Origin of the sequence: Klebsiella sp. CN_Kp106 (assembly GCF_040064575.1) — a bacterium.
GTDB lineage: Bacteria > Pseudomonadota > Gammaproteobacteria > Enterobacterales > Enterobacteriaceae > Klebsiella > Klebsiella michiganensis.
The window spans coordinates 1-25,181 of sequence record NZ_JBEAIG010000005.1 but is presented as its reverse complement, the minus strand read 5'-3'; the positions used below and the strand labels follow the sequence as shown (position 1 = coordinate 25,181).

General features: G+C 56.4%; 24 protein-coding genes. 8 read left to right on the top strand and 16 right to left on the bottom strand.

Translation table 11 applies throughout. From position 1 onward, the window contains the following. Positions 1–177 precede the first annotated feature (177 nt). From gntU to ABLU96_RS04380, 5 genes are all read right to left on the bottom strand, one after another. The gene (gene gntU / locus ABLU96_RS04400) at positions 178–1,518 is read right to left on the bottom strand and encodes a gluconate transporter (RefSeq protein ID WP_014227075.1); all 1,341 of its coding nucleotides are present in this window, start codon (positions 1,516–1,518) and stop codon (positions 178–180) included. Further along, the gene (gntK, locus tag ABLU96_RS04395; protein ID WP_004854998.1) at positions 1,518–2,048 is read right to left on the bottom strand and encodes a gluconokinase; all 531 of its coding nucleotides are present in this window, start codon (positions 2,046–2,048) and stop codon (positions 1,518–1,520) included. The genes gntU and gntK overlap by 1 nt, the downstream gene beginning before the upstream one ends. Before the next feature lie 181 nt (positions 2,049–2,229). Continuing rightward, the gene (gene gntR / locus ABLU96_RS04390; RefSeq protein WP_004106498.1) at positions 2,230–3,225 is read right to left on the bottom strand and encodes a gluconate operon transcriptional repressor GntR; all 996 of its coding nucleotides are present in this window, start codon (positions 3,223–3,225) and stop codon (positions 2,230–2,232) included. Between the two features lie 114 nt (positions 3,226–3,339). Beyond that, complete coding sequence (locus tag ABLU96_RS04385) at positions 3,340–4,035, bottom strand: pirin family protein (protein ID WP_025107853.1); 696 nt, start codon at positions 4,033–4,035, stop codon at positions 3,340–3,342. 121 nt (positions 4,036–4,156) lie between these two features. Beyond that, positions 4,157–5,194, bottom strand: a complete 1,038-nt coding sequence (locus ABLU96_RS04380) for an oxidoreductase (protein ID WP_064406470.1) — start codon at positions 5,192–5,194, stop codon at positions 4,157–4,159. 253 nt (positions 5,195–5,447) lie between these two features. On the opposite strand from ABLU96_RS04380, the gene ABLU96_RS04375 reads away from it, so the two are divergent. Further along, positions 5,448–6,107 (top strand): polymer-forming cytoskeletal protein, encoded by a 660-nt coding sequence (locus tag ABLU96_RS04375; protein WP_064406469.1) that lies wholly within the window; start codon positions 5,448–5,450, stop codon positions 6,105–6,107. A 247-nt stretch (positions 6,108–6,354) separates the two neighbouring features. Next, positions 6,355–6,846 carry an N-acetyltransferase gene (gene yhhY / locus ABLU96_RS04370; protein WP_032751567.1) on the top strand — a complete coding sequence of 164 codons (492 nt, stop codon included), beginning with the start codon at positions 6,355–6,357 and terminating at the stop codon, positions 6,844–6,846. Positions 6,847–6,896: 50 nt separating this feature from the next. Here the strand turns inward: yhhY and ggt are convergent, their stop codons facing one another. Beyond that, the gene (ggt, locus tag ABLU96_RS04365) at positions 6,897–8,639 is read right to left on the bottom strand and encodes a gamma-glutamyltransferase (RefSeq protein ID WP_064407364.1); all 1,743 of its coding nucleotides are present in this window, start codon (positions 8,637–8,639) and stop codon (positions 6,897–6,899) included. 120 nt (positions 8,640–8,759) lie between these two features. Here ggt and ABLU96_RS04360 point away from each other — a divergent pair, with 120 nt between their 5' ends. Then, the gene (locus ABLU96_RS04360; protein WP_004855016.1) at positions 8,760–9,080 is read left to right on the top strand and encodes a DUF2756 family protein; all 321 of its coding nucleotides are present in this window, start codon (positions 8,760–8,762) and stop codon (positions 9,078–9,080) included. Between the two features lie 23 nt (positions 9,081–9,103). Here the strand turns inward: ABLU96_RS04360 and ugpQ are convergent, their stop codons facing one another. The 5 genes from ugpQ to ugpB all read right to left on the bottom strand — a co-directional run bounded on the left by ugpQ (position 9,104) and on the right by ugpB (position 14,081). Then, positions 9,104–9,844, bottom strand: coding sequence for a glycerophosphodiester phosphodiesterase (ugpQ, locus tag ABLU96_RS04355; protein ID WP_014227082.1), 741 nt, complete (start codon positions 9,842–9,844; stop codon positions 9,104–9,106). After that, complete coding sequence (locus ABLU96_RS04350) at positions 9,841–10,911, bottom strand: sn-glycerol-3-phosphate import ATP-binding protein UgpC (protein WP_025107858.1); 1,071 nt, start codon at positions 10,909–10,911, stop codon at positions 9,841–9,843. The genes ugpQ and ABLU96_RS04350 overlap by 4 nt, the downstream gene beginning before the upstream one ends. Position 10,912: 1 nt before the next feature. Further along, positions 10,913–11,758, bottom strand: coding sequence for a sn-glycerol-3-phosphate ABC transporter permease UgpE (ugpE, locus tag ABLU96_RS04345; RefSeq protein ID WP_004116045.1), 846 nt, complete (start codon positions 11,756–11,758; stop codon positions 10,913–10,915). Further along, positions 11,755–12,642, bottom strand: a complete 888-nt coding sequence (ugpA, locus tag ABLU96_RS04340; protein WP_004126134.1) for a sn-glycerol-3-phosphate ABC transporter permease UgpA — start codon at positions 12,640–12,642, stop codon at positions 11,755–11,757. Before ugpA ends, ugpE begins: the two co-directional genes overlap by 4 nt. 122 nt (positions 12,643–12,764) lie before the next feature. Then, the gene (gene ugpB, locus ABLU96_RS04335; protein ID WP_004855028.1) at positions 12,765–14,081 is read right to left on the bottom strand and encodes a sn-glycerol-3-phosphate ABC transporter substrate-binding protein UgpB; all 1,317 of its coding nucleotides are present in this window, start codon (positions 14,079–14,081) and stop codon (positions 12,765–12,767) included. A gap of 271 nt (positions 14,082–14,352) precedes the next feature. On the opposite strand from ugpB, the gene ABLU96_RS04330 reads away from it, so the two are divergent. The 4 genes from ABLU96_RS04330 (at position 14,353) to ABLU96_RS04315 (ending at position 19,206) form a co-directional block, all read left to right on the top strand. Beyond that, the gene (locus ABLU96_RS04330; RefSeq protein ID WP_014227084.1) at positions 14,353–15,120 is read left to right on the top strand and encodes an IclR family transcriptional regulator; all 768 of its coding nucleotides are present in this window, start codon (positions 14,353–14,355) and stop codon (positions 15,118–15,120) included. A gap of 228 nt (positions 15,121–15,348) precedes the next feature. Continuing rightward, positions 15,349–16,248: a dihydrodipicolinate synthase family protein gene (locus ABLU96_RS04325; protein ID WP_064406464.1), complete on the top strand. Its 900-nt coding sequence runs from the start codon at positions 15,349–15,351 to the stop codon at positions 16,246–16,248. A gap of 18 nt (positions 16,249–16,266) precedes the next feature. Then, on the top strand, positions 16,267–17,577 hold the full coding sequence (locus ABLU96_RS04320) for an MFS transporter (protein WP_009654269.1): 1,311 nt from the start codon (positions 16,267–16,269) through the stop codon (positions 17,575–17,577). Positions 17,578–17,610: 33 nt separating this feature from the next. Then, positions 17,611–19,206, top strand: a complete 1,596-nt coding sequence (locus tag ABLU96_RS04315; protein WP_064380898.1) for an altronate dehydratase family protein — start codon at positions 17,611–17,613, stop codon at positions 19,204–19,206. A gap of 44 nt (positions 19,207–19,250) precedes the next feature. Here ABLU96_RS04315 and livF read toward each other — a convergent pair whose 3' ends face one another. The 5 genes from livF to livK are packed head-to-tail and all read right to left on the bottom strand — an operon-like array spanning position 19,251 to position 24,103. Beyond that, positions 19,251–19,964 (bottom strand): high-affinity branched-chain amino acid ABC transporter ATP-binding protein LivF, encoded by a 714-nt coding sequence (gene livF / locus ABLU96_RS04310; RefSeq protein ID WP_004126158.1) that lies wholly within the window; start codon positions 19,962–19,964, stop codon positions 19,251–19,253. Position 19,965: 1 nt separating this feature from the next. Further along, positions 19,966–20,733: a high-affinity branched-chain amino acid ABC transporter ATP-binding protein LivG gene (gene livG, locus ABLU96_RS04305; protein WP_004855045.1), complete on the bottom strand. Its 768-nt coding sequence runs from the start codon at positions 20,731–20,733 to the stop codon at positions 19,966–19,968. Then, complete coding sequence (livM, locus tag ABLU96_RS04300) at positions 20,730–22,010, bottom strand: branched chain amino acid ABC transporter permease LivM (protein WP_025107864.1); 1,281 nt, start codon at positions 22,008–22,010, stop codon at positions 20,730–20,732. Before livM ends, livG begins: the two co-directional genes overlap by 4 nt. Further along, entirely contained in the window at positions 22,007–22,933 is a 927-nt protein-coding gene (livH, locus tag ABLU96_RS04295; RefSeq protein ID WP_014227088.1) for a high-affinity branched-chain amino acid ABC transporter permease LivH, read from the bottom strand. The genes livM and livH overlap by 4 nt, the downstream gene beginning before the upstream one ends. 60 nt (positions 22,934–22,993) lie before the next feature. After that, positions 22,994–24,103, bottom strand: coding sequence for a high-affinity branched-chain amino acid ABC transporter substrate-binding protein LivK (gene livK / locus ABLU96_RS04290; RefSeq protein ID WP_064406462.1), 1,110 nt, complete (start codon positions 24,101–24,103; stop codon positions 22,994–22,996). Between the two features lie 420 nt (positions 24,104–24,523). Between livK and panM the strand changes: the two genes are divergently transcribed. Further along, positions 24,524–24,910, top strand: a complete 387-nt coding sequence (gene panM / locus ABLU96_RS04285; RefSeq protein WP_014227090.1) for an aspartate 1-decarboxylase autocleavage activator PanM — start codon at positions 24,524–24,526, stop codon at positions 24,908–24,910. Positions 24,911–25,181 lie beyond the last annotated feature (271 nt).

Here is a 25,181-nt window from a genome sequence, read left to right as displayed (position 1 = left end):
TTGCTAACCAAACCGGTTAAAGCCAGGCGTGGCGCGGGTTTGTGAGCCGTATGACGTTTATCGTATTTCTGATAGTGGCAGATCGGGAGAGGGGTAAAGCTAAGGGTTTTCGATATAAGTAGAGCGGAAAAATTAACCCGGCATCGCCTCGCTCCGCCGGGTGTTTCACTTTGTCGTTTAGCTCAATAGCGTAAACGCAATCATGCCGACAATCGCCCCGACGGTGCCGAGGATGGTTTCCATCATCGTCCAGGTCTTCAGCGTTTGCGCTTCGGTCGCGCCGGTAAACTTACCGAACAGCCAGAAGCCCGCGTCGTTAACGTGGCTGACGACGATAGAGCCGCCGGCGATGCAGATAGAGAGCGCCGCCATCTGCGCGCCGCTGTAGTGCAGCTGTTCGATAACCGGCATCACCAGCCCAACGGCCGTCAGGCAGGCAACGGTCGCGGAGCCCTGAATAATACGCACCGCCGCCGCCAGCACGAAGCAGGTGATGGCAATCGGCAGGCCCATACCGGTCAACGCTTCGCCGAGGGCAGGACCGACGCCAGAGTCGACCAGCACCTGTTTGAACACGCCGCCCGCACCGATGACCAGCAGGATAATGCCCGCAGGCTGGAGCGCATGACCGCAAATCTCCATCACCCGATCTTTGGCCATCCCCTGACGTACCGCCAGGCCATAGATAGCCACCAGGCACGCCACCAGAATCGCGGTAAACGGATGGCCGATAAACTCAAACCATTCGTAGGCGGTAGAGCCTTCCGGCACAAAGCGCGCGGCGATGGTTTTCAGGCCAACCAGCACCAGCGGCAGCAGAATCAGCGACAGGCTGAAGCCGAATGACGGCATTTTGCCTTCGCCGAGGTGCGGCTCGCTAATATCGTCCGGAATATGCAGCTCAACGTAACGGCTGATAAAGTTACCCCACAGCGGTCCGGCGATAATCATCCCCGGGATCGCGGCGCACAGGCCAATCAGGATCATCCAGCCAAAGTCGGCGTGCATCTGCGAGGCCAGCAGCATCGGCGCGGGCCCCGGCAGCAGGAACGCGGCCGCAGCGGCTACGCCAGCAAACAGCGGGATCACCAGCTTCACCAGGTTGGTGCCGGTGTGGCGCGCCATTGAGAAAGCCACGCTGATCAGCAGCACGATCGCCACTTCGAAAAACAGCGGCAGCGCGCAGATAAGTCCGGCCAGGCCTATCGCATAGTGGGCGCGATTGTGGCCGAAAGATTTCAGCATCTTAACGGCAATCTGGTCGACCGCGCCGGTTTCATGCAGGATCTTACCGAACATAGCCCCCAGCGCGACGACGATAGCCAGAAAGCCCAGCGTGCCGCCCATGCCTTTTTCCATCGTCGCTGCGATTTTGTCCAACGGCATTCCGGAAAAAAGCCCTGCTCCAATAGAAACCACCATCAAAGCCACGAAGGCATGCATACGCGCCTTCATCACTAAAAACAGCAGCAGCAAAACGGAGCCGACTGCTGTTAAAACAAGCGTTAATGTACTCACTATTTACTGCCTTTGTTGATCACCTCAATGGTGCTGGCGACCACGCCTTCCAATGACTGGTCGATATCGACGATTAAAACATCGTTTTCATCCGCGCCCGGTTCCTGCAGCGTTTCAAACTGCGTGACCAGCATCTGAGTTTTAAAGAAGTGGCCTTTACGCGCCTTCAGACGTTGTTCGATAACCTCGAAGTCGCCTTTCAGGTAGATAAATGAGAGGTTCGGGTTACCTTTACGCAGGATGTCGCGGTAGCTCTTTTTCAGCGCGGAGCAGACAATCAGCGACACTTTATTGGTACGCTGCATGGCAAACGCGGCATCGTTCAGCGCCTGCAGCCACGGGGTGCGGTCATCGTCATTTAACGGTTCGCCGGAAGCCATCTTGTTGATGTTGCTGCGCGGATGCAGAAAGTCGCCGTCGAGAAACGCGGCGTGCAGTTGATGCGCCACTTCGCTGGCGACAGCGGATTTGCCGCTGCCGGAAACGCCCATCAGGACATAGATGTGGTGATCATGGTTAGTCGTGCTCAAAGCTTCCTCCCACTGGACACATACGCGCAGCCTGGCAGCGTTTAACGGCGTGGAATACTGGCGTACAGGTTAATTGTTACGGGTAACTGTTATCGGTAACATTGTCATGCCGGAGTTGTGGAGAAGCAATAACCATTCGTGCCAGATGTGAATATGTGTGATCTACTTCAAATTTGTCAGTTTAAATAGATCCGCCCGGTGACAATGTGAAACCTAAATCTAACATCTTAGGCGTCACCGCTTCACCGCGAATACGCGCCAGCAGTCGTTCAGCACCAATCCGCCCCATCCGCTCGCGCGGCGTCAGCACGCTGGCCAGACGCGGCTCCATCACCTGGCCGATATCGTGGCCGTGGAAACCGGCAATCGCCATATCGTCAGGGATTTTAAGCCCCAGCCGCTGGCACTCAAACGCCGCGCCGACCGCAAGGTCATCGTTGGTACAGAAAATGCCGTCAAGCTGCGGATATTCGCGACGCGCCTGGCGCATCAGCTCAATCCCCGATGAATAAGAGGAAGACTGCTCAACCATCACGCTGTAGGGCGTCATTCCGGCATCAAGCATCGCCTGCTCATACCCCTTCTGTTTGATGATAGTACGTTCATCAAGACGTGCGCCAAGATAGGCAACGTGACGATGGCCATGATTGATAATCGCCGCGGTCATCTGCCGGGCCGCTTCAAAGTTATCAAAGCCGACGGCGATATCGAGGCACGGCGACTGGCTGTCCATCAGCTCCACAACCGGGATACCCGCCACTTCAATCATCTTCAGGGTGCGCGGCGTATGGGTTCGTTCGGTAAGGATCAGGCCGTCAATATTCCAGGAAAGCATGGATTCCAGGCGTTTTTCTTCCATTTCCGGCTTATAGCCGTAGTGCGCCAGCATCGTCTGGTAACCGAAAGAGTCGGTCACGCTTTCAATACCGCGCAGCACTTCTGAGAAAACCTGGTTAGTTAACGAGGGCAGCAGCACGCCAATAGCGCGGCTGGTGGCATTCGAGAGGATGTCGGGGGCGCGATTAGGAATATAACCCAGTTCATCGAGAGCAACGGCTATCTTGCCACGCAGCGCTTCGGAAACCTGTTCCGGGTTACGTAAGTAGCGACTGACCGTCATTTTGGTCACGCCGACAAGATCGGCTACATCCTGAAGTACGGGTCTTTTCTTTTTCATCGTCCTGACTGCGATCAACGGGGAAACATTTTCTCAGTTTATCACGGACAAAGCGCAACCTTCCCTAACATCAGGGAAGGTTGCGCAATTTATTTAGACCCGATCGGAGAACGATCAGACGGGCGGCAGATCGAACAGCAGAATTTCGCTATCGCCGTCGGCGTGTACGGAAATCGCCTGCTCGTCCCAAATGGCCAGGCCATCGCTGGTGGTGGCCTTCGTTCCGTTGATGGTGACGTCACCTTTCACCACCTGGATCCACACCCGCCGTTCAGCGGCAATCTGGTGCACCGACTGCTCATCTTTCAGCAGCGCCCAGCGGTACAGTTCCATATCCTGGTACACCTTCAGCGAACCTTCGCGGGCATCCGGCGACAGCACCAGCTGTTTGCCCTGCGCGGCGTCAAAGCGGCGCTGTTCGTAGCGCGGCGTGATGCCATTTTTTTCCGGCATAATCCAGATCTGGTACAGATGCAGTTTTTCCGTGTTGCTTGGGTTGTACTCCGAGTGACGAATCCCGGTACCCGCGCTCATGATCTGGAACTCACCCGCCGGCACCTGCTCTTTATTCCCCATGCTGTCCTGGTGCTCAACGGCCCCTTCCAGCACGTAGGTCAGGATTTCCATGTCCTTGTGCGGATGGGTTCCGAAGCCCTGGCCTGCATCAATCACGTCGTCATTGATCACCCGCAGCGCCGAGAAGCCCATAAAGTTAGGGTCGTAATAGTTCGCGAAAGAGAAAGTATGCCAGGAATCCAGCCAGCCGTGGTTAGCGTGGCCGCGTTCGTTAGCTTTGCGTAAGTAGATCATGTTGCACCCCCGTATGTTTTCGATGGGATAAGTGTGTACCCAATCCCCTGGCGATCATAGAGGGTGAAAATTGACTCCTCTGTTCAAAAAATATGAACGAGTGCAGAGGAGCCATGAGGGCTTATCGGGTAAGGGTAATCGTGGCTGGAGATGGCTGTTCAAAGCCGCGTTCGAGGATCTCCAGATTCGTGAGAACGTCAGATTCCTTGACGAAATTTGGCTGACCGTTAACGAGGGTTTCATACAGCGAATCATAGACCCGCCCATAGTCGCCGGTTTCAAGCGGGATCTCTTCCCGTACGGTTTCGCCTGCCTCATTGACGTACTCCAGCAGACCAACCGTCTCGTCCGCGCCGAATCCCGGCTCGCCCGGCATAATATTGGCCTTCAGGCTGGTCTCCTGCTGGTCGATACCGTATTTAATAAACGACCCTTTATGACCATGGACGATGAATTTTGGATAGGGCAGCTTCACCAGATGGCTGGTTTTGACAATCGCCTTCAGGCTGCCATAGAACAGCTGGGCCTCAAAGGTATCGTCCGGATTGGCCTTGTTGCGCAGGCTACGGATGTCGTAAGAGACATGGTCAGGGCGACCGAACAGGGAGATAATTTGGTCCAGGGTATGGACGCCCAGGCCGTAAAACGTGCCGTCCTGAGGCAGGCCGGGTTTCCCTCCATCTACCGGGCGATAGTTGTCAAAATGGTTTTCAATCTCGACGATCTCGCCCAGCTTTCCGCTCTCAATCACTTTCTTCGTGGTCAGGAAGCAGGAGTCGAAGCGACGATTCTGGTACGGCGTGACCGTCAACCCCTTGCTTTTCGCCAGGGCGAATAGCGTTTTTGCCTCATCAAGGCTCGGGGTAAAGGGCTTTTCGACCAGTACATTTTTGCCCGCCTCCAGCGCCCTTTTGGCATAGGCAAAATGACTGTCCGCGTGGGTGCACACAATCACCAGCTTGACCTGCGGATCGTTAAGCACTTCGTCGAGGTCGCTGGTGAAGTGAATATGCGAGTATGCCGGTGCCTGTTCCTCTGGCTTTGCGCTGCGGCGAAAGATATGCGCCACGTGCCAGCGGTCTTTTCGGTGCAGGACATAGGGAAGATGGTAGCGGGTGGTGCTTTTGCCGAATCCAATAAATGCGCAGTGCAAAGTCATAACGCGGTCCTTTGTTAGGTCTCTGCTATTAACCATAGCGCAAGCTGGCTGCGAACTTAACCCCTTCAATAAGTGTGCCAAATTCTTAAATGTAAAAATTAACGCTCAAATTCATTGACCCTACGGCCTAAATTCTGGATAAGAGGGCCCTCGGGAAAAGAACGTTTTTTATCCAGCGCGTGGGAGCATGACGCCGCATCGCGCTCGCAGTTTCCCAAAACACGATGACTAAAGGAGTAGCCATCTCGTTCGTATGGAAAGCAAGTATATCGCCCTGAATAGCGCCCTTCTCTTTTGGCTGCTTGGCCTGATGGCCTGGTGCTGCGAATCCACGTATCTGGCCTGGCTATCGGGCTCTTTCTCCTTGTCATCCTTCGTTTTTCATTTTCAATATCATCGGATTAACCATATGTTTAAAAAGAATAAAAACGTTGAAGCGACGCCACAGACGGTGGCTACGCCGGTACTCAACAGCGCATCCCCGTTAGCCGTTTCCCGCAAACCTGCCGCCACGGTTATCGCCAGCGGCATCCGCTTTGACGGCAATATTATCGCTGAGGGAGATGTCGATATTTACGGTACCGTAAGCGGCAATATCGACGCCGAAGAGAGCCAGATTAAGATTATGGCCGGAGGCCTGGTCGAGGGAAATATCACCTGCCGCGAGCTGATTATCGACGGCTGCATCCTCGGTCAGTGCCGCAGCGAGACGATTGAAATCGATAAGAACGGCCAGGTCACCGGCACGTTGGCCTACCGCACGCTGGCCATTAACAAGGGCGGCGTTTTTTCCGGCCAGGCAGAAGTGCTGCCGCCGGTCGCGGAAAAGAACAACGTGGTGGGGTTTATCGCGGATACCGCGGCTGAAACCAAAAACAGAGCAGACAGACACGCCGCAGAAGCGGCGCAGTAGCGTCTTCGGGTGCAGGCTGAAAAAAAGCAAAAAAAAAGCCAGCACCCGGCTGGCTAAAGTAATACTGGAAGCAATGTGAGCAATGTCGTGCTTTCAGGCTTTCCGCAAGGGTCTCCCTGAATGCAGAGCAATAATAATCATTCTCATTCGCACTTGTCCACCTCTTTTTGCAAAAAATAGGCGTTGCTCCCTTTTTTAAAGTCAGCGATCTTTAAGGGGACGATTAACTCAAAAAGGAAAATGAAGAATGAGCGACATAGTGATACGCCATGCCGAAGCCAAAGATTACGACACAATCCGTCAGATCCATGCTCAGCCGGAGGTATATCACAATACGCTACAGGTTCCTCATCCTTCCAGCCATATGTGGCACGAGCGACTAACCGACCGACCGGGCGTCAAACAGCTGGTCGCCAGCATAGATGACCAGGTCGTGGGACACCTCGCCATTGAGGTTATCCAGCGCCCGCGCCGGAGCCACGTCGCCGATTTCGGCATTTGCGTGGATTCACGATGGCACAATCGCGGCGTTGCCAGTGAGCTGATTCGCACCATGATCGACATGTGCGACAACTGGCTCCGCGTTGACCGTATTGAGTTGACGGTGTTTGTGGATAACGCTCCCGCGGTGGCGGTGTATCAGAAATTAGGCTTTGAAATTGAAGGGACGGGGAGAAAGTATGCCCTGCGCAACGGCGAATATGTCGATGCCTACTTTATGGCGCGGCTGAAGGGGTGACGCTCAACTAACCCTCTCCCGGCAGGGAGAGGGTCGGAGTGAGGGTAAATCTAATACCCTGCCGTTAAATCATCCGGCGAACGCGGATCGGATGCGCCGTACAGCGTGCCGTCCGGGCCAACCATAATACTCTGGGTACTGCCCATCGCCTCTTTCACCGCCACTTTCTGCCCTTTGCTCTCCAGCAGCTTCAGCGTATCCGGGCTAAACCCCTTCTCTACCCGCAGTTCGTCCGGCAGCCATTGATGGTGGAAGCGCGGGGCGTTGGTGGCTTCCGCGACGTTCATTCCGAAATCAATGGTATTCACCACCATCTGCAGGACGGTGGTGATAATGCGGCTGCCGCCGGGGCTACCGGTCACCAGCCAGGTTTTGCCATCTTTCACCACAATCGTTGGCGACATCGACGACAGCGGACGTTTTTTCGGCTCGACGGCGTTGGCGTCACCGCCCACCAGCCCGTAGACGTTTGGCACGCCGGGTTTAGCTGAGAAATCATCCATCTGATTATTCATCAGAATGCCGGAGTTCCCCGCCACGATGCCGGTTCCAAAGGTCGTATTCAGCGTATAGGTCACGGCAACGGCGTTACCGTCCTTATCCACCACAGAGAAATGAGTGGTCTGATTGCTTTCATACGGCGCCAGCTTACCGGGGCGAATCTGGCTCGACGGCTTCGCCTTATTGATATCAATCTGCTCAGCGATCGATTTGGCGTACGCTTTGCTGGTCAGCGCCTGCCACGGCACCTTGACGAAGTCCGGATCGCCAAGGTATTCCGAACGGTCGGCATAGGCGTGCTTTTCGGCTTCCGCCATCACCTGCATGGCGTCGGCGCTGCCGAAGCCGTACTTATGCATATCGAAGTTTTCGAGGATATTCAGAATCTGCACGATATGAATGCCCCCGGACGATGGGGGCGGCATTGAGAACACCTGATAGCCGCGATACTCGCCGCTCACCGGCGTACGTTCGACCGCTTTGTAATTCGCCAGATCCGCTTTGGTGATAAGCCCGCCGTTATTCTTCATCTCAGCGGCAATCTGGTCGGCAATCGCGCCTTTATAGAAGGCATCCGGCCCCAGCTCGGCAATCAGCTCCAGGCTCTTCCCCAGCTGTTTTTGCACCAGCTTATCGCCCTTTTTCAGCGGCTCGCCGTTTTTCCAGAAGATAGCCCGGCTGTTGGCATGGTCGGGGATCACTTCGCTGCCGTAGGTTTTCAGGTCGTCGGCCAGCGCATCGTTTACCGTGAAGCCCTCTTCGGCCAGCTTAATCGCCGGGCGAATCACTTTGTTGAGCGGCATCGTGCCGTATTTTTCCAGCGCGAGGGAGAACCCGGCGACGGTGCCCGGCGTGCCGGAAGCCAGATGCGAGGTCAGCGATTTCTTGCTGTCCGGGTTGCCCTGATCGTCGAGAAACATATCCCGGGTGGCCTGTTCCGGGGCCATCTCGCGGAAGTCGATCGCCGTGGTATTACCGTCTTTGGTTCGCAGCATCATAAACCCGCCGCCGCCGATATTACCGGCCTGCGGATGGGTGACCGCCAGCGCGTAGCCCACCGCCACGGCGGCATCGACCGCGTTGCCGCCCTGACGCAGAATATCCACGCCTACCTTTGTTGCCAGCGCGTCCACCGAGGCCACCATCCCCTGCTGAGCGCGGACCGGGTGAAAAACATCTTCCTCTACACCATAAGATACCGGCGGAGGGGCGGGATCTGCCGCGACGGTAAAACTGCCGCCCGCCAGCAACGCAGCGATGACCACCTGACGCCAGAGCGTTGTTTTTATCATTGTCATACTCCTGAATGATGTTTTTATTTATCCATAATCCTGGATGATAAGTCTTAAAAAATCATTGTTGCGCCGGAAAGGGAGTAAACTTAAGCGATCCCACGAAGTGAGGAGAGAACAATGAAAGCAATGTTATATCTGGCGGCGCTGCTGCCGCTGAGCGTCATGGCGCAGCCGATCAATATCGACAATAACCCCAATCAGCCGGGGTACGTGGTGCCCAGCCAGCAGCGGATGCAAAATCAGATGCAGACCCAGCAAATGCAGCAGCAAAACAATCTTAAGCAGGGTATTCAAAGCCAGTCGCGCGCGCAGCAGCAGCATCTTCAGACGCAGTTGAATAACGATCGGCAGCGGGTACAGCAGAATAATAATCTGACCCGTGAGCAGCCTCTCCCTAACACCAACGGTGGGATGCTGCAGCGCCAGACGACCCCGTAAGGGCCGCCTGACGCAGAAGTGGATTACGCCGGGAAGTTGGGGCCGATGACGTCAATCGCATCGGTGCAGATGCTGTCCACGCCCCAACGCAGCAACTCGGCGGCGCGCTGCGGTTTGTTAACGGTATAGACCAGAATATGCAGGCCCGCGGCCTTCAGGCTCGCCACGCGCGCTTCATCCAGCAGCTTATGGTTGAGGTGAATAGAGACGCAGCCGAGACGCGCGGTCAGTTCGCGCCAGTCGTTGCGCCACTCATCCAGCAGCAGCCCGCGCGGCAGTTCGGGCACCGCCTCCTGCGCGGCTTCCAGCGCATCAACGTCAAACGATGAGAGCAGCGGCGGCGTCATTCCCTGCCACAGCTCACGCGCCGCCAGCGCCACCGCTTTGCCGGTCAGCGGCCCGGTGCCGGTGGTCGGTTTAATTTCGATATTGGCCATCATGCCGTGCTGACGGCAGCGGTCGGCCACCTCGCTCAGCAGCGGCAGCGGCTCGCCTTTGAACTCGCCGCTGTACCAGCTGCCGGCATCCACTTTTAGCAGATCGTTCCACGCCAGTTCGCCCGCCACGCCCCAGCCGTTGCTGGTGCGTTCGAGATTGTCATCGTGCAGTAAAAAAATCTGCCCGTCTTTCGATAACTTAGCGTCAAACTCAATCATCGTATGGCCGTAGCGAGCGCCGGTATCGATGGCCGCCAGGGTATTTTCCGGGGCCAGTTTACCGCCGCCGCGGTGGGCGACGATATGAGGATAAGGCCAGTGACTCATGCGCGTTGTCCTGTTTCACTATCAAAAAGATGCAGACTTTCCTGCGGCAGATGCAGCCACAGGGTGCTGCCCGCCTGCGGACGCTGCTGGTGCGGCAGCCGGACCACCAGCTTTTGCTCGCCCCAGCGCCCGTGGGCGAGGTTATCGGCACCTAAAATTTCCAGCGTATCCATCACCAGCGGTACGCCACCTTCCGCCTCGGAGCTTAATGCAAAATGTTCCGGGCGGATACCCAGGGTCATCTTACGCCCGGCATAGCGGCGATGCTCGCTGTTGATGGGTAAAAGCATCCCGCCCTCAAGCTCGAAGCGGCTACCGTCGTCGCTGACCCGGCCTTCCAGCAGGTTCATTGCCGGGCTGCCGATAAAGCTCGCCACAAAGCGGCTGGCCGGTTTTTCGTAGACCTCGACCGGCGTACCAATCTGCTCGGCGATGCCTTTATTCATCACCATCACCCGCTGCGCGAGGGTCATGGCTTCCACCTGATCGTGCGTCACGTACAGCGAGGTGGTTTTCAGCCGACGGTGCAGCTGCTGCAGCTCCAGACGCATCTGCACGCGCAGTTTGGCATCGAGGTTGGAGAGCGGCTCATCAAACAGGAATACCGCCGGGTCGCGCACGATAGCCCGCCCCATCGCCACGCGCTGGCGCTGGCCGCCGGAGAGTTCGCGCGGACGGCGCTTCAGCAGGCCGTCCAGCTCCAGAATGCGCGCCGCTTCCTGGACGCGTTCGGCAATTAATCCTTTACCTAAACCGCGAATTTTCAGGCCCCACGCCATATTCTCTTCCACGCTCATATGCGGGTAGAGGGCGTAGTTCTGGAACACCATCGCAATACCGCGATCTTTCGGTTCCATTTCGGTGACGCGCTTGCGGTCGATCCAGATATCACCGCTGGTGACCCGCTCCAGGCCCGCCACCATGCGCAGCAGGGTTGATTTTCCGCAGCCCGAGGGACCCACCATCACAATAAATTCGCCGTCCGCGACGTCCAGCGTCAGCGGCTGGATCACCTGGGTTTTGCCATCCCAGCTTTTGGTTACTGCCTGTAGCTTAAGTCCTGCCATTTTATTTCTCACTATCCACTAAACCACGCACAAACGCGCGCTGCATGGCTAAAACGATGACAACCGGAGGAATCAGCGTAAGCAGCATCGCCGCCATCACCTGATTCCACTGCGTGGTACCCTGGCCGATGGCGATCATCCCTTTAATGCCCGCGACCGCCGTGCCGAGATTCACGTCGGTAATGATCAGCAGCGGCCACAGATACTGGTTCCAGCCGTAGATAAAGGTGATGACGAACAGCGCCGCCAGGTTGGTTTTCGACAGCGGCAGCACGATGTCGCGGAAGAAGCGCATCGGCGACGCGCCGTCGATACGTGCGGCCTCTATCAGCTCGTCCGGCAGGGTCATAAAGAACTGGCGGAACAGGAAGGTGGCGGTCGCCGAAGCCATCAGCGGCAGGGTGAGCCCGGCATAGCTGTCGAGCATTTTCAGGTTGGCGATCACTTCCACCGTCGGGAAAATACGCACCTCAACCGGCAGCATCAGCGTGATGAAGATCATCCAGAAGAACAGGTTGCGCAGCGGAAAACGAAACCAGACGATGGCGAAAGCGGAGAGCATCGAGACCGTAATTTTGCCCACCGTGATGCCGAAGGCCATGATGAAGCTGTTGAGCATCATCAGCCAGAACGGCGCGCTATTGGCCCCTACGCCGTTCACCCAGATAAATTTCATATTTTCGAGCAGATGCCCGCCGGGAATCAGCGTCATCGGCGTATCAAAAACCGCTTTACTGTCCAGCGTCGCCGCGACAAAGGCGACATACAGCGGGAACAGAATGACCGCGATCCCTAAAATCAGCATGGTGTGGCTGAAAATCGTCAGCCCGCGTCGATTCTCAATCATTGGTAGCGCACCTTTCGTTCAACGTAGCGGAACTGCACCACCGTCAGAATAATGACGAGGAACATCAGCACCACCGACTGGGCGGCGGAAGCGGAAAGGTCGAGCCCGGCAAAACCTTCACGGTAGATTTTATAAATCAGCGTTGTTGTCGCCTGAACCGGCCCGCCGCCGGTTGCGGCATCGATAACCGGGAAGGTATCAAAGAAGGCGTATACCAGGTTCACCACCAGCAGGAAGAAGCTCACCGGGGCGATCAGCGGTAGCGCCAGCCTGAAGAAGCGGCGAACCGGACCGGCGCCGTCAATCGCGGCGGCTTCTACCAGCGAGCGGGGAATAGATTGCAGCGCGGCGAAGAAGAACAGGAAGTTGTAACTAATCTGCTTCCAGACCGAGGCGAAAACCACAAGGAACATCGCCTGACCGCTGTTCTGCGCGTGGTTCCAGTCGTAGCCCATCTCACCGAGGAGATGCGTAATCAGCCCGCGTCCGGGGTTGAACAAGAAGATCCATAGCACCGCCGCCACCGCGGGCGCAACGGCATAGGGCAGGAGCATCAGCGTCTGATAGAAGCGGCTGCCGCGCACCACGTAATCCACCAGCGCGGCGAAAAACAGCGAGATCAGCAGGCCGCTGACGGTAACCATCGTGCTGAACTTAATGGTGGTCCAGAAGGAGTCCAGGTAGTACGGGTCCTGGAAGAGGGCTAAAAAGTTATCCAGGCCAACAAACTGGCTGGAGAGCCCAAACGGATCGACGCTCTGCAGTGAATACCACAGCGCTTCGCCCGCGGGCCAGATAAAAAAGATGACGGTGATAACCAGCTGCGGCGCGACCAGCACATAGGGCAGCCAACGCGAGCGGAACACCGGACGGGATGATGACATAGTTAAACTCTGAGTTGGTTTCCCCTCATCCCGGCCCTCTCCCTAAACGGACGAGGATGAAAAGACGGCTCCGGGCGATCCCCTCTCCCCGACGGGGAGAGGGTGAGGGGCTGGCTATAAGATTACGACCTGGTTGACTGCTCGAAACGGCGCAGCAGCTGATTACCGCGCTCAACCGCGGCGTCCAGCGCCTGCTGAGGCGTTTTCTTCCCGGTCCATACGCTTTCCAGTTCTTCATCCACGATGGTGCGAATCTGCGGCATATTGCCCAGGCGCAGACCTTTGGTGAACGGCAGCGGCGGCTTGTTCAGCATCTGGCGCGTCGCGATATCGGCACCGGGGTTCTTATCATAGAAGCCCTGTTCGCGGGTCAGGTTGTAAGCGGCGGTGGTAATCGGCAGATAGCCGGTTTTCTGATGCCATTCGGCGGCGTTTTCCGGCTTAGTCAGGAAATCGAGGAATTTGGCGACGCCGGTATAGGTTTCTTTGTCTTTACCCTGCATCACCCACAGGCTGGCCCCGCCGATAATGGCGTTTTGCGGCGCGCCTTTCACGTCGGCGTCGTACGGCATCATCCCTACGCCATAGTTGAACTTCGCGTACTGGCGAATATCCGCGAGGGAGCCGGAAGAGGCGGTGGTAATGGCGCAGTCGCCGTTATAGAACTTCTCGGTGGATTCGTCTTTACGCCCGAAGTAGCTGAAGTCGCCTTTCTTATTCAGTTCTTCGAGCAGAGCGATATGCTTCACCTGCTCCGGCTTATTGAACTCCAGTACCGCATCGGTACCGTCGAAGCCGTTGTTTTTGGTCGCCACCGGCAGGCCGTGCCAGGCGCTGAAGTTTTCAATCTGAATCCAGCCCTGCCAGCCGCTGGCGTAGCCGCATTTCATCCCGGCGGCTTTCAGCTTCGCGGTATACGCCGCCAGATCCTGCCAGGTTTTCGGCGGCTGTTCCGGATCTAATCCGGCTTTTTTAAAGGCGTCTTTGTTGTAGTACAGCACCGGCGTGGAGCTGTTAAACGGCTGGGAGAGCAGATGGCCGGTTTTGGAGTCGGTGTAATAACCGGAGACGGTTGGCACGAACTGCGTTTCATCAAACTGAATGCCCGCATCGCTGAACACCTGATAGACCGGCTTAATCGCCTTCGAGGCCATCATCGTCGCGGTGCCGACTTCGTAAACCTGCAGAATAGCCGGCGCGTTGCCGGTACGGAAGGCGGCGATGCCGGCGCTCAGGCTCTGCTCATAGTTGCCTTTATACACCGGAACAATTTTGTAGTCCGGGTTGGCTGCGTTGAAACGTTGCGCCAGTGAATCAACTTCTTTCCCCAACTCCCCTTCCATCGAGTGCCAGAACGGGATAGTGGTTACCGCCAGGGCTTGTCCGGCAAATGCCAGGCTGAGCGCCAGTCCTAAAGCTGTATGTCGTAACGATATCATCGGTTATCTCTCTTGTTGTTCCGGATGCGCGATTTCACGCGTTTTATGTTCGCGGGGGTAACATGACATGCTCGAATGACAGAAAAATAACTATTGCATTACAAAAATATTACAATAAATTGGCAAAAACATGATGAAACGGTGAAAAAAAAGTGGCAGGGAAATGGCAAAGCGAAAAAGAGAGGCGGCGCAGGCTACAGATAAGCGGGGATCTGTAGTTAAATAGGGGGCGTTAAACAGCACTCTCCGGCGAGCCGTCATAAGGAAAAATATGAAGACGCTTCATAAACCTACCGAACGCGTTTTACTCATTCTGGAAACCTTAGCCAACGCGGACGGAATGACGCTTTCCGAGCTATCGCTCAAAACGGATATTTCAAAGGGAACCATTTTCCCGATCCTCAAATCGCTGCAGTACCGGAAATATATCAGCCACGACGATCGCAACGGCATATATACGCTGGGGATCTCGTGCGCGGTTCTGGCCAGCTCAACGGTGGAAAAAGAGTTCTGGCTGAAAACGATCAATAGCGAAATGCACGCGGTGGTCAATGAATGCAATGAAGTTTGCCAGCTCGGCATTCTGGATGACGCCTGGGTGCTCTATGTTGATAAAGTTCAGGGCGACCAAACCGTGCAGCTGGTCTCTAAGGTAGGGACTCGCCTTCCGGCAATCTGCTCTGCCCTGGGCAAGGCGCTGCTGCATAAGCACCGCGACGAAGAGATCCTGGAGCTCTATCCGCAGGGTTTTCCTTCCGTTACCGCCCGCAGCGTAACGAATATGGCTCAGCTTCGTCAGCAGCTGGAATGGGTCGCCGCCAACGGTTATGCCATGGACGATCGGGAAATCAACGACGATACCATCTGCTTTGCCGTCCCCCTGCTGCAGAAAGGCATTATTCTGGCGGCGATCAGCGTCTCATTGCCCTCTTTCCGCGCCAGCGATGAAAAAACGCAGCAGGTTATTCACGCGTTAAAAGAGGCAAAGGGTCGTATCGAAAGCGTGCTGAATAAGCTGCCTGATATTAAAAATTACTGATTTATTCGCCAGCGGTGCCGTCGGAATTGTGATTACCCACACAATACCGAGATTTAATGATCCGCCGTGACGCCCGTCTCTTCTGCATAATTCCCTATTTATTCATTGATTTAATCAATTATCCATCCGCCTTTTACGCCATTTGACTTCACGTCGATGGCGTGTTTACTTATGCTTAATCGCAAATACAAACACAGTTTGTATATACGAACAATAAAGAGGTTGAATATGCAAAGTCGTTACATCACCCCGGCAATAACGGTTTTTGATGAGCAGGGCAGGCTGGATCCTGACGGAAATTTTCGCCTGTACGATTTTATTAAAAACAGCGTATCGGGATTTGTCGTCATGGGCAGTACCGGCGAGTTTTTCTCGCTGGATATGAAAACATCCCGTCAGATAATTCAAATGGCGGCAGAGTTCCCGCGCGAGGGAATAAAGGCCTATGCGGGTACCAGCCGCATGGATATTGACGAGTGCGTAGAGCTGGCAAACTATGCAGATGAGTGCGGGCTGGATGGCGTCATGATTATCAGCCCGTGGTACTTCCGCCTGACTGATGAAGGCATTTATACATTTTATAGCCAGATTGCCCGCCGCACCGCCGCCAAAATATTCATCTATAACTTTCCGGAGCGTACCGGCTATTGCGTCTCGCCGGAGGTCTGTTTACGACTCGCCAGCGAGTTCCCAAACATTGTCGGTCTTAAAGACACCATTCCGGACACCAATCACACGTCGCAGGTGATTCGCCAGGTAAAATCTGAACTGCCGTATTTTGAAGTCTATGCCGGTTATGACAATAACTTCGCGCACAATGTGCTGGCGGGGGGCGATGGATGTATTGGCGGGTTATCCAATATTTGCCCTGAAATATTCCGCGACTGGATGCAGGCATTTAACGATAACAATGTGCAGCAAATTTCGCGGTATCAGCAAAAAGTGGATGGGTTAATGGATATTTACGCGGTTAACGATCCGTTCATTCCAACATTTAAAAAAGCGTTACAGCTGCGCGGAATTATTCAGTCCGACCGCTGCACGCCACCGTTTAGCTCGCTCGCCACCTGCCAGACCGAAAGTATTCTGCGGATACTTTCCCGCGCTGGTATTGAAATTAATGCCTGACCCCCACGCGGAGGTATTATGAAAACCATCACAGCTTACGACAATCCGGCCCTCAATTCCGCGATTACCAAATCATGGAAGCGCCTGGTGCCACTGATGTTTATTTTGTACTTCATCGCCTTTATCGACAGGGTGAACGTGGGATTCGCCAAAGAGGCGATGCAGGTGGATATTGGGCTCTCCAATTCCGCCTTCGCCCTCGGCGCGGGGATCTTTTTCGCCGCCTATGCGCTGTTTGGTATTCCCGCTAACCTGATTCTGAATAAAATCGGCGCGCAAAAATGGTTAAGCATCACCACCGCGCTGTGGGGCGTTCTCTCTGCCCTCACCGGACTGGTGCAGACGGAAACCCAGTTTATTGTTCTGCGCTTTTTACTGGGGCTAGGCGAAGCCGGTTTTTATCCCGGTATTCTGCTGCTGGCCTCAATCTACTTTCCCAATAAAGTTCGCGCCTCCGTCGTCGGTATCTTCGTGCTCGGCGTGCCGCTGGCATTAACCTTAGGCTCGCCCATCTCCGGGGCGCTTCTGGAAATGCACGGCTTCCTCGGCAAACCCGGCTGGTTCTGGATGTTCTTTATCGAAGGCATTCCGGCGGTCATCATGGGGATCTTCGCCTGGTTCTGGCTTGATGATACGCCGGCCAAAGCGCGATTCCTGAACGACGAAGAGAAAAAAGCGCTGATTGCTCAGCTTCAGCAGGAGCAGCGGCAGACGGAAACCAGCAGCGTCGGCACCGCCCTGAAAAGCCTGAAAGTCTGGCACCTGGCGCTGATCTACGGCACCATCCAGATCAGCGTTTACGGGCTGATGTTCTTCCTGCCTTCGCAAGTCGCCTCGCTAATGGGCTCCACCCTCGGCTTTAAGGAGTCGCTGGTCGCCGCCATTCCGTGGGCCTGCTCCGCCGTCGGCGTCTATTACATTCCGCGTCTGGCGGACAAAATGCCGGCCCGTCGGGTGCTGATTTCAGTCATCTGTATGCTGGCGGCGGCGCTGGGGCTGTTTGTTTCTGCCTGGTCCGGCCCGGTACTCGCCATTGCCGCGCTCTCGCTGTCGGCCATCGGCTTCCTCTCAGTGCAACCTATCTTCTGGACTTTCCCGGCGCAGATTGTGTCAGGCTCGGCGCTGGCCGCCAGTATCGGCTTTTGCACCACCATGGGCGCATTTTGCAGCTTCCTCGCGCCGCTGATTCGCGTTGAGGTCGATGCCTTCTTCGGCAACGATTCGGCGGGTCTGGTCGCCCTGTCGCTCATCACCGTCTGCTGCGCGCTGCTGATTGCCGCCCTTGCCGGCAGAAAAGCGACAAACGGCGTCGCCGTCCCCCATCACTAAGTCCTGATGCGCTTATAACAAAGGATAATGAACATGCAGAACATCTTAAAAATTGACCCTACCGATAACCTGATCGTTGCGCTGCAGGACTTACGCAAAGAGCAGCGGGTTCACTGGAACGATGAAGCCTACGTTCTGCGTAGCGATGTCAAAGCCAAACATAAATTCGCCACCGAGGATATTGCGCCCGGCGATATCGTGTCGCTGTACGGCGTACCGGTCGGCAAAGCGACGCGCCCCATCACCCGCGGCGAAGCCATTACCACTGAGAATATCAAACACTACGCGGCCCCGGTTTCGCTTGACGACGTCGCGCCCTATGACTGGCAGCAGCCGGATGTTTCCGCCTGGCAGCAGCGGACTTTCAAGGGCATAGTTCGCGAAGATGGCCGGGTCGCCACCGCGAACTACTGGCTGGTCATTCCGCTGGTATTCTGTGAAAACCGCAACGTTCAGCGCGTCACCGATGCGCTGAACGACGCCCTCGGCTACGCCAATAACGGCCTGAAAAATTTTGCTCGCCAGGTGACGTCGGCAGGAGCATTAAACGATACCCGGCATCTGCCCTTCCCGCATCTTGACGGCATCCGCTGTATTACCGTCAATTCCGGCTGCGGCGGCGCCACCTCGGACAGCATGACGATGTGCGACGTGCTGGCCGCCTATTCCGATCATCCCAACGTTCTTGGCGTGACGGTCTTTGCCCTCGGCTGTGAAAAAGCGCGGATTGTTGATTTCAACGCCGCGCTGGCGAAGCGCAACCCGAATTTCAACAAACCGATTATTTACTTCAGACAGCAGGACTGGAGTAGCGAAGAAAAAATGATGCAGGATGCGTTGACTGAAACCTATAACGCGATCCGCGAAGCCCCCGTCGCCGAGCGGCAGGACGTCCCGCTCTCCCACCTCAAAATCGGCGTGAAGTGCGGCGCTTCTGACGGGTTCTCGGGGATCAGCGCAAACCCGGCGATGGGCGAAGTGTCGGATCGTCTTGTCGCCCTCGGCGGCGCGTCGGGGCTGGCGGAATTCCCCGAGCTGTGCGGCGCTGAAGGGGATATCGTGCAACGCTGCGCGACCCGCGAGCTGAAAGAGAAGTTTCTGTCGCTGATGAAAAACTATGAGCATGTCGCGAACTTCTTCGGTACCACCATCGCCGATAATCCCAGCCCGGGAAACATTGCCGATGGGCTGATCACTGACGCCATCAAATCCGCCGGCGCGGCGAAAAAAGGCGGCAGAGCGCCGGTAAGCGCGGTATGCGACTACGCCGAACCGATGGGAGAAAGCGGCCTTTCGCTGGTCTGCACGCCGGGCAACGATGTGGACGCGGTAACGGGCCTGGTCGCGGCGGGGTGCAACGTGGTGATCTTCTCAACCGGGTTAGGTACGCCGACGGGGAACCCTATCGTTCCGGTGCTTAAGGTTTCAACCAACTCCGCGCTGGCGAAAAAGATGCCGGATATTATCGATTATGACTGCGGGCCGATTATCGAAGGCACGCCGCTGGCGGACATCGCCGACGGCCTGTTTGAGAAAATCATCGCCACCGCCAGTGGGACCTGGCGCACCAAAGCGGATGCGCTCGAACAGTATGATTTTATGCTGTGGAAACGCTCTCTGGAGCTGTAGTAGCCAAGTAAAACGCCCGGCAGATGCCGGGCGTTTTGTCTTCACTACCCGCCCAGATAGGCGCTGCGTACCGCTTCATTCGCCAGCAGCGCGTCGCCGGTATCCTCAAGCACCACGTGGCCGTTTTCCAGCACGTAGCCGCGGTCGGCCAGCTTCAGCGCCTGGTTGGCGTTCTGCTCGACGAGGAAGATGGTCATTCCCTGCTCGCGCAGCTGTTCGATGGTATCGAAGATTTGCTGAATGATAATCGGCGCCAGACCGAGCGAAGGCTCATCCAGCAGCAGCAGGCGCGGCTGGCTCATCAGCGCGCGCCCGATAGCCAGCATCTGTTGCTCGCCGCCGGACATGGTGCCCGCCCGCTGAACCCGGCGCTCATGCAGGCGCGGAAACAGCTCATACACCCATTTGATGCGGGTCTGGAACTGGTCGCGGTCGGCAAAAAAACCGCCCATCGCCAGGTTCTCTTCCACCGTCATCCGCGAGAAAACGCGGCGTCCTTCCGGCACGATCGCCACCGCTTCGCGCATGATTTTCGCCGTCTGCCAGTCGGTAATATCTTTACCGTCGAAAACCACGCGGCCGCTGGAGGCGCGCGGGTCGCCGCACAGGGTACCCAGCAGCGTGGTTTTTCCCGCGCCGTTGGCGCCAATCAGGGTGACAATCTCTCCCTGATTGATATGCAGACTGACGTTGTGCAGCGCCTGGATTTTGCCGTAATGCGCGCTGACGTTGTCAAAAGATAACATCACTTTTTCCATCTTATGCTTCACCTAAATAGGCGCGGATCACGTCCGGGTTGTTGCGGATCTCTTCCGGCGTACCGTTGGCCAGCGGCGTGCCCTGGTTTACCACGTAAATACGATCGGAAATGCCCATCACCAGCTTCATATCGTGCTCAATCAGCAGGATGGTGGTGTTGTGATGGCTGCGCAGCTCGACGATTAGCTCGTCCAGCTCTTTGGTCTCTTTCGGGTTTAGCCCCGCCGCGGGCTCATCCAGCATCAGGATTTCCGGCTGGGTCACCATACAGCGGGCAATCTCCAGACGGCGCTGGTCGCCGTAGGCCAGGTTACTGGCCTGCCGGTTGGCGTGCTCAAGCAGGCCAATACGTTCAAGCCAGGTCGCGGCGCGGTCCAGCGCTTCGCTCTGGGCGCGGCGGAAGGACGGCGTCTTCAGCAGGCCGGAGAAAACCCCGGTTTTCAGCTGCTGATGCTGCGCCACCAGCAGGTTTTCAATCACCGTCATTTCGCGGAACAGACGCACGTGCTGGAACGTTCGCACTACGCCCATACGGGCAATCTGCTGGCCCGGCAGCCCTTCCAGATGCTGGTCGCGCAGCATAATGGTACCGCCGGTTGGCTTATAGAAACCGGTCAGACAGTTAAAAACGGTGGTTTTGCCCGCGCCGTTAGGGCCGATAAGCGAAACGATTTCCCGCTCGCGCAGCTCCAGCGACACGTTGTTGACCGCCAGCAGGCCGCCAAAACGCATCATCAGACCGTTTACGGACAATAATGGCTGACTCATGCCTGCTCTCCTTCTTTGGCCTGCCCATTTTTCAGCTTCAGCTGCGGACGGGTCATCGGCAGAAGCCCCTGCGGACGCCAGATCATCATCAGTACCATCAGCGCACCCAGCATCAGCATGCTGTATTCATTGAAATCACGCATCAGCTCGCGCGAAACGACCAGCAGAACCGCCGCCAGGATCACCGCGAACTGGGAGCCCATACCGCCGAGAACCACAATCGCCAGCACAAAGGCCGACTCGGCGAAGGTAAAGGATTCCGGGCTGACGAAGCCCTGACGGGCGGCGAACAGGGTGCCGGCAAAACCGGCAAACGCGGCGCTGATGGTAAAGGCGGTCAGCTTGATGCGCGTCGGGCTGAGGCCCAGCGAGCGGCAGGCAATCTCATCTTCACGCAGCGCTTCCCACGCGCGGCCCAGCGGCATACGCAGCAGGCGGTTAATCACGAACAGGCTTAACACCACCAGCAGCAGAGCGACCAGGTAGAGGAAAATCACGCGATCGGAGGGATCGTACTTCACGCCGAAGAAGTTGCTGAACGTATCCCAGCCGCCTTCGCGGGCGCTGCGGCTGAATTCAAGGCCGAACAGCGTCGGTTTCGGGATCTGGCTGATGCCGTTCGGGCCACCGGTTATTTCGGTGTTGTTAAGCAGCAGGATGCGCACGATTTCGCCAAAGCCAAGCGTGACAATCGCCAGATAGTCGCCGCGCAGGCGCAGGACCGGGAAGCCAAGCAGGAAGCCCGCCGCCGCCGACACCAGCCCCGCCAGCGGCAGGCAGGTCCAGAAGCCCAGACCGTAATAGTGGTTCAGCAGCGCGAAGGTATAGGCGCCGATGGCATAAAAGCCGCCGTATCCCAGCACCAGCAGGCCGGAAAGCCCCACCACCACGTTAAGGCCCAGGCCGAGGATGATATAGATCATCGTCAGGGTAGCGATATCCACCGTCCCGCGCGACACCATAAACGGCCACGCCACGGCGATAACCAGCAGGGCGATCAGGAACAGCTTCTGTTTTACCGTCGAACCGTCGATAGCCGGCAGAATAAACTTCGGCCCGGAGACGTTCTTCATGGTTTTCTGGAAAATGGGACGCAGCAGCTGGAAGAAGAAGACCACCGCGGTACCGATATAGATCCACTGCCAGCGGATATCGGCGGCGGTATCCACCACCAGCTTCGTGCCGTCAAGCTCCAGCTGCACGCCCATAAAGACGCCCGCCAGGATAAAGAACATCACCGCGGACAGCAGCGCCATCGCAAAATGCATCGGTTTCATACTTTTTCTACCTCCGGACGGCCCAGGATACCGGTAGGCATCACCAGCAGAACCAGGATCAGCAGCGCGAAGGAGACCACATCTTTATATTCCGTACTGAGATAGGCAGAAGAGAGCGCTTCGGCGATACCGAGGATCAGCCCGCCGATCATCGCCCCGGGAATGCTGCCGATGCCGCCCAACACCGCGGCGGTGAAGGCCTTCATCCCGGCCATAAAGCCGATGTACGGGTTGATTACGCCGTAGAACTGACCGAGCAGAACGCCGGCAACCGCCGCCATTGCCGCGCCGATCACAAACGTCAGCGCAATCACCCGGTCGGTGTTGATGCCGAGCAGGCTGGCCATTTTCAGGTCTTCAGCGCAGGCGCGGCAGGCGCGCCCCATGCGGGAATAGCGGATAAACAGCGTCAGCGCCAGCATGGCGATAAACGTCACCACCCAGATAACCAGCTGCATGGTGGTGATAGTAGCGGTGAAGTTATCGCTGCTGCCTACCGTCCACTGGCCGTTGAACAGGCTCGGCAGCGCGACATCGCGCGAACCTTCCGTCAGGCTGACGTAGTTTTGCAGGAAGATGGACATCCCGATGGCGGAGATCAGCGCAATCAGGCGTTTGGAGCTGCGCACCGGCCGGTAGGCCACGCGTTCGATACTCCAGCCGTAGGCGCTGGCAATCACGATAGCGCCGACGAATCCGGCGGCAACCAGCAGCCAGCTGGTATCAATGCCCATCATCATCAGGGCGGCAATGATCATGAAGGAGACGTAGCTGCCAATCATATAGACCTCGCCGTGGGCGAAGTTGATCATGCCGATAATGCCGTACACCATGGTATAGCCGATGGCAATCAGCGCATAGGTGCTTCCCAGCGTGACGCCGTTAAACATCTGCTGCAGAAAATAGAGAAACTGCTCGGACATAAGGTAACCTTTTTCTACCCGCCCGCTTTGCACGGGCGGTGGGATAACTTGTCTTATGGCTTATTTCGCGAGGGTGGATGACCCGTCCGCGTGCCACTGGAAGACACCAAATTCAAATCCCTTCAAATCGCCTTTTTCGTCCCAATTCAGCGGCCCAATCACGGTTTTCGCGCCGTGAGCTTTTAGATCTTTGATTAAATCCAGCGGCTCCTGGCTTCCGGCCCGGTCCATCGCCTGCGCCAGCGACTGCACGGCGGCGTAGGTGATCCAGACATACGGACCGCTCGGGTCTTTCTTCTCGGCTTTGAGCGCGTCAACGATAGCGCTGTTGGCCGGGTCCTGGTCATAGCGTTTTGGCATCGTCACCAGCATGCCTTCCGCCGCATCGCCCGCGATGTTGGACAGCGACGCGTTACCCACGCCTTCCGGGCCCATAAACACAGTTTTCAGGCCCACGGAGCGCGCCTGGCGCAGCATCTGGCCCATTTCCGGGTAGTAGCCGCCGTAGTAAACGAAGTCGATATTCTCTTTTTTCAGGCGCGCCAGCAGCGCGGAGAAGTCTTTTTCACCGGCGGTAATGCCGTCGAAGAAGACGATATTCGCGCCGCCTTTTTTCAGGCTATCCTGGACGGAACGCGCCAGGCCTTCGCCGTACTGCTGCTTATCATGAATGATAGCAATACGCTGCGGCTTGACGGTTTCCATGATGTATTTTGCGGCGGTCGGCCCCTGCGAAGAATCCAGACCGGCGGTACGCATGATGTACTGATAGCCGCGCTGGGTCAGCTCCGGGTTGGTCGCGCCCGGGGAGATCATCAGAATGCCTTCATCTTCATAGATATCGGATGCCGGCTGGGTGGAAGAAGAGCAGAGGTGGCCGATAACGTACTGAATGCCGTCATTGACGATTTTGTTCGCCACCGCAACGGCCTGTTTCGGGTCGCAGGCGTCATCGTACTCCACGGCAACCAGCTTATCGCCATTGATGCCGCCCTGGGCATTAATATCTTTGATCGCCTGACGCGCGCCGTTGAATTCCATATCGCCCCACTGGGCTACCGGGCCAGACATCGCGCCAACAACAGCGACCTTAATATCTTTGGCAAAAGCCGCCTGGGACATCGCCAGTGCGACTAACCCCGCGATAACCGTTTTCGCGTTCCTTTTCATGCTGCAGAACCCCGTTCGTGATGTGGTGTAAATATTTTGTATTTTTATGGTTAAAAAGCATTCTGTACTTTTATTAAACAACGCTACTTTTACCATTATCTTTAATGGTTTAGCGAGGTTTTTTGCCTGAATACAGAGTAAAATCTCTATTTTTCAGGCGATTAAGCAAAGATAATATTCTGTATTTGCTGGAAGATAAACAAAAAAAGTCCAGTAAACAGCATAAAATAACGATACATAAGGCGGAATAAAACGCTACATATCAGGTTAAAATTCTGCTTATTTTTCGATCCATGATGAATTGCTCTACCCTGCTCCTTCCAGGAAAACGAATCCCCTGATGAACAGGCAAAAAACGGCGCTCCGCCTGGCGGGGAATTTGGATACACTAACGCCTCTGTTTTGACTGGACCCTCGCGTATGAAACTGACCATTATTCGTTTACAGCACTTCAGCGATCAGGATCGCATCGACTTAGGTAAAATCTGGCCGTCGCAGGATCTTGCGGCGCTGGCTCTGGATGAGAGCCATCGTATTTATGCCGCCCGCTTCAATGAGCGCCTGCTGGCCGCGGTTCGCGTAACGCTAAACGGCGTTGAGGGCGAACTCAGCGCGCTGTGCGTGCGTGAAGTGACCCGCCGTCGCGGCGTCGGACAATATTTAGTGGAAGAGGTGCTAAGGGATAATCCAGAGATCGGCAGCTGGCACATCGCGGATGCCGACGTGGAAGACCGCGGCGTGATGGCGGCGTTTATGCAGGCGCTGGGCTTTAACGCGCAAACCGGCGGTTGGGTAAAAAAGCAATAAATCGGCGAAAGAAGGCTGAACATTCCCGGATTGCGGCGTAACGCCTTATCCGGGCTACAAAAAACCAGACCGCACCAGCCTGTAGCCCGGGTAAGCGCAGTGCGACCCGGGAAGAAACCGCACCAATGCATCAACTCCGGCGCATTCCCCGGGTTGCGGCGTAACGCCTTACCCGGGCTACAAAAAACCAGACCGCACCAGCCTGTAGCCCGGGTAAGCGCAGCGCGACCCGGGAAGAAACCGCACCAATGCATCAACCCCGGCGCATTCC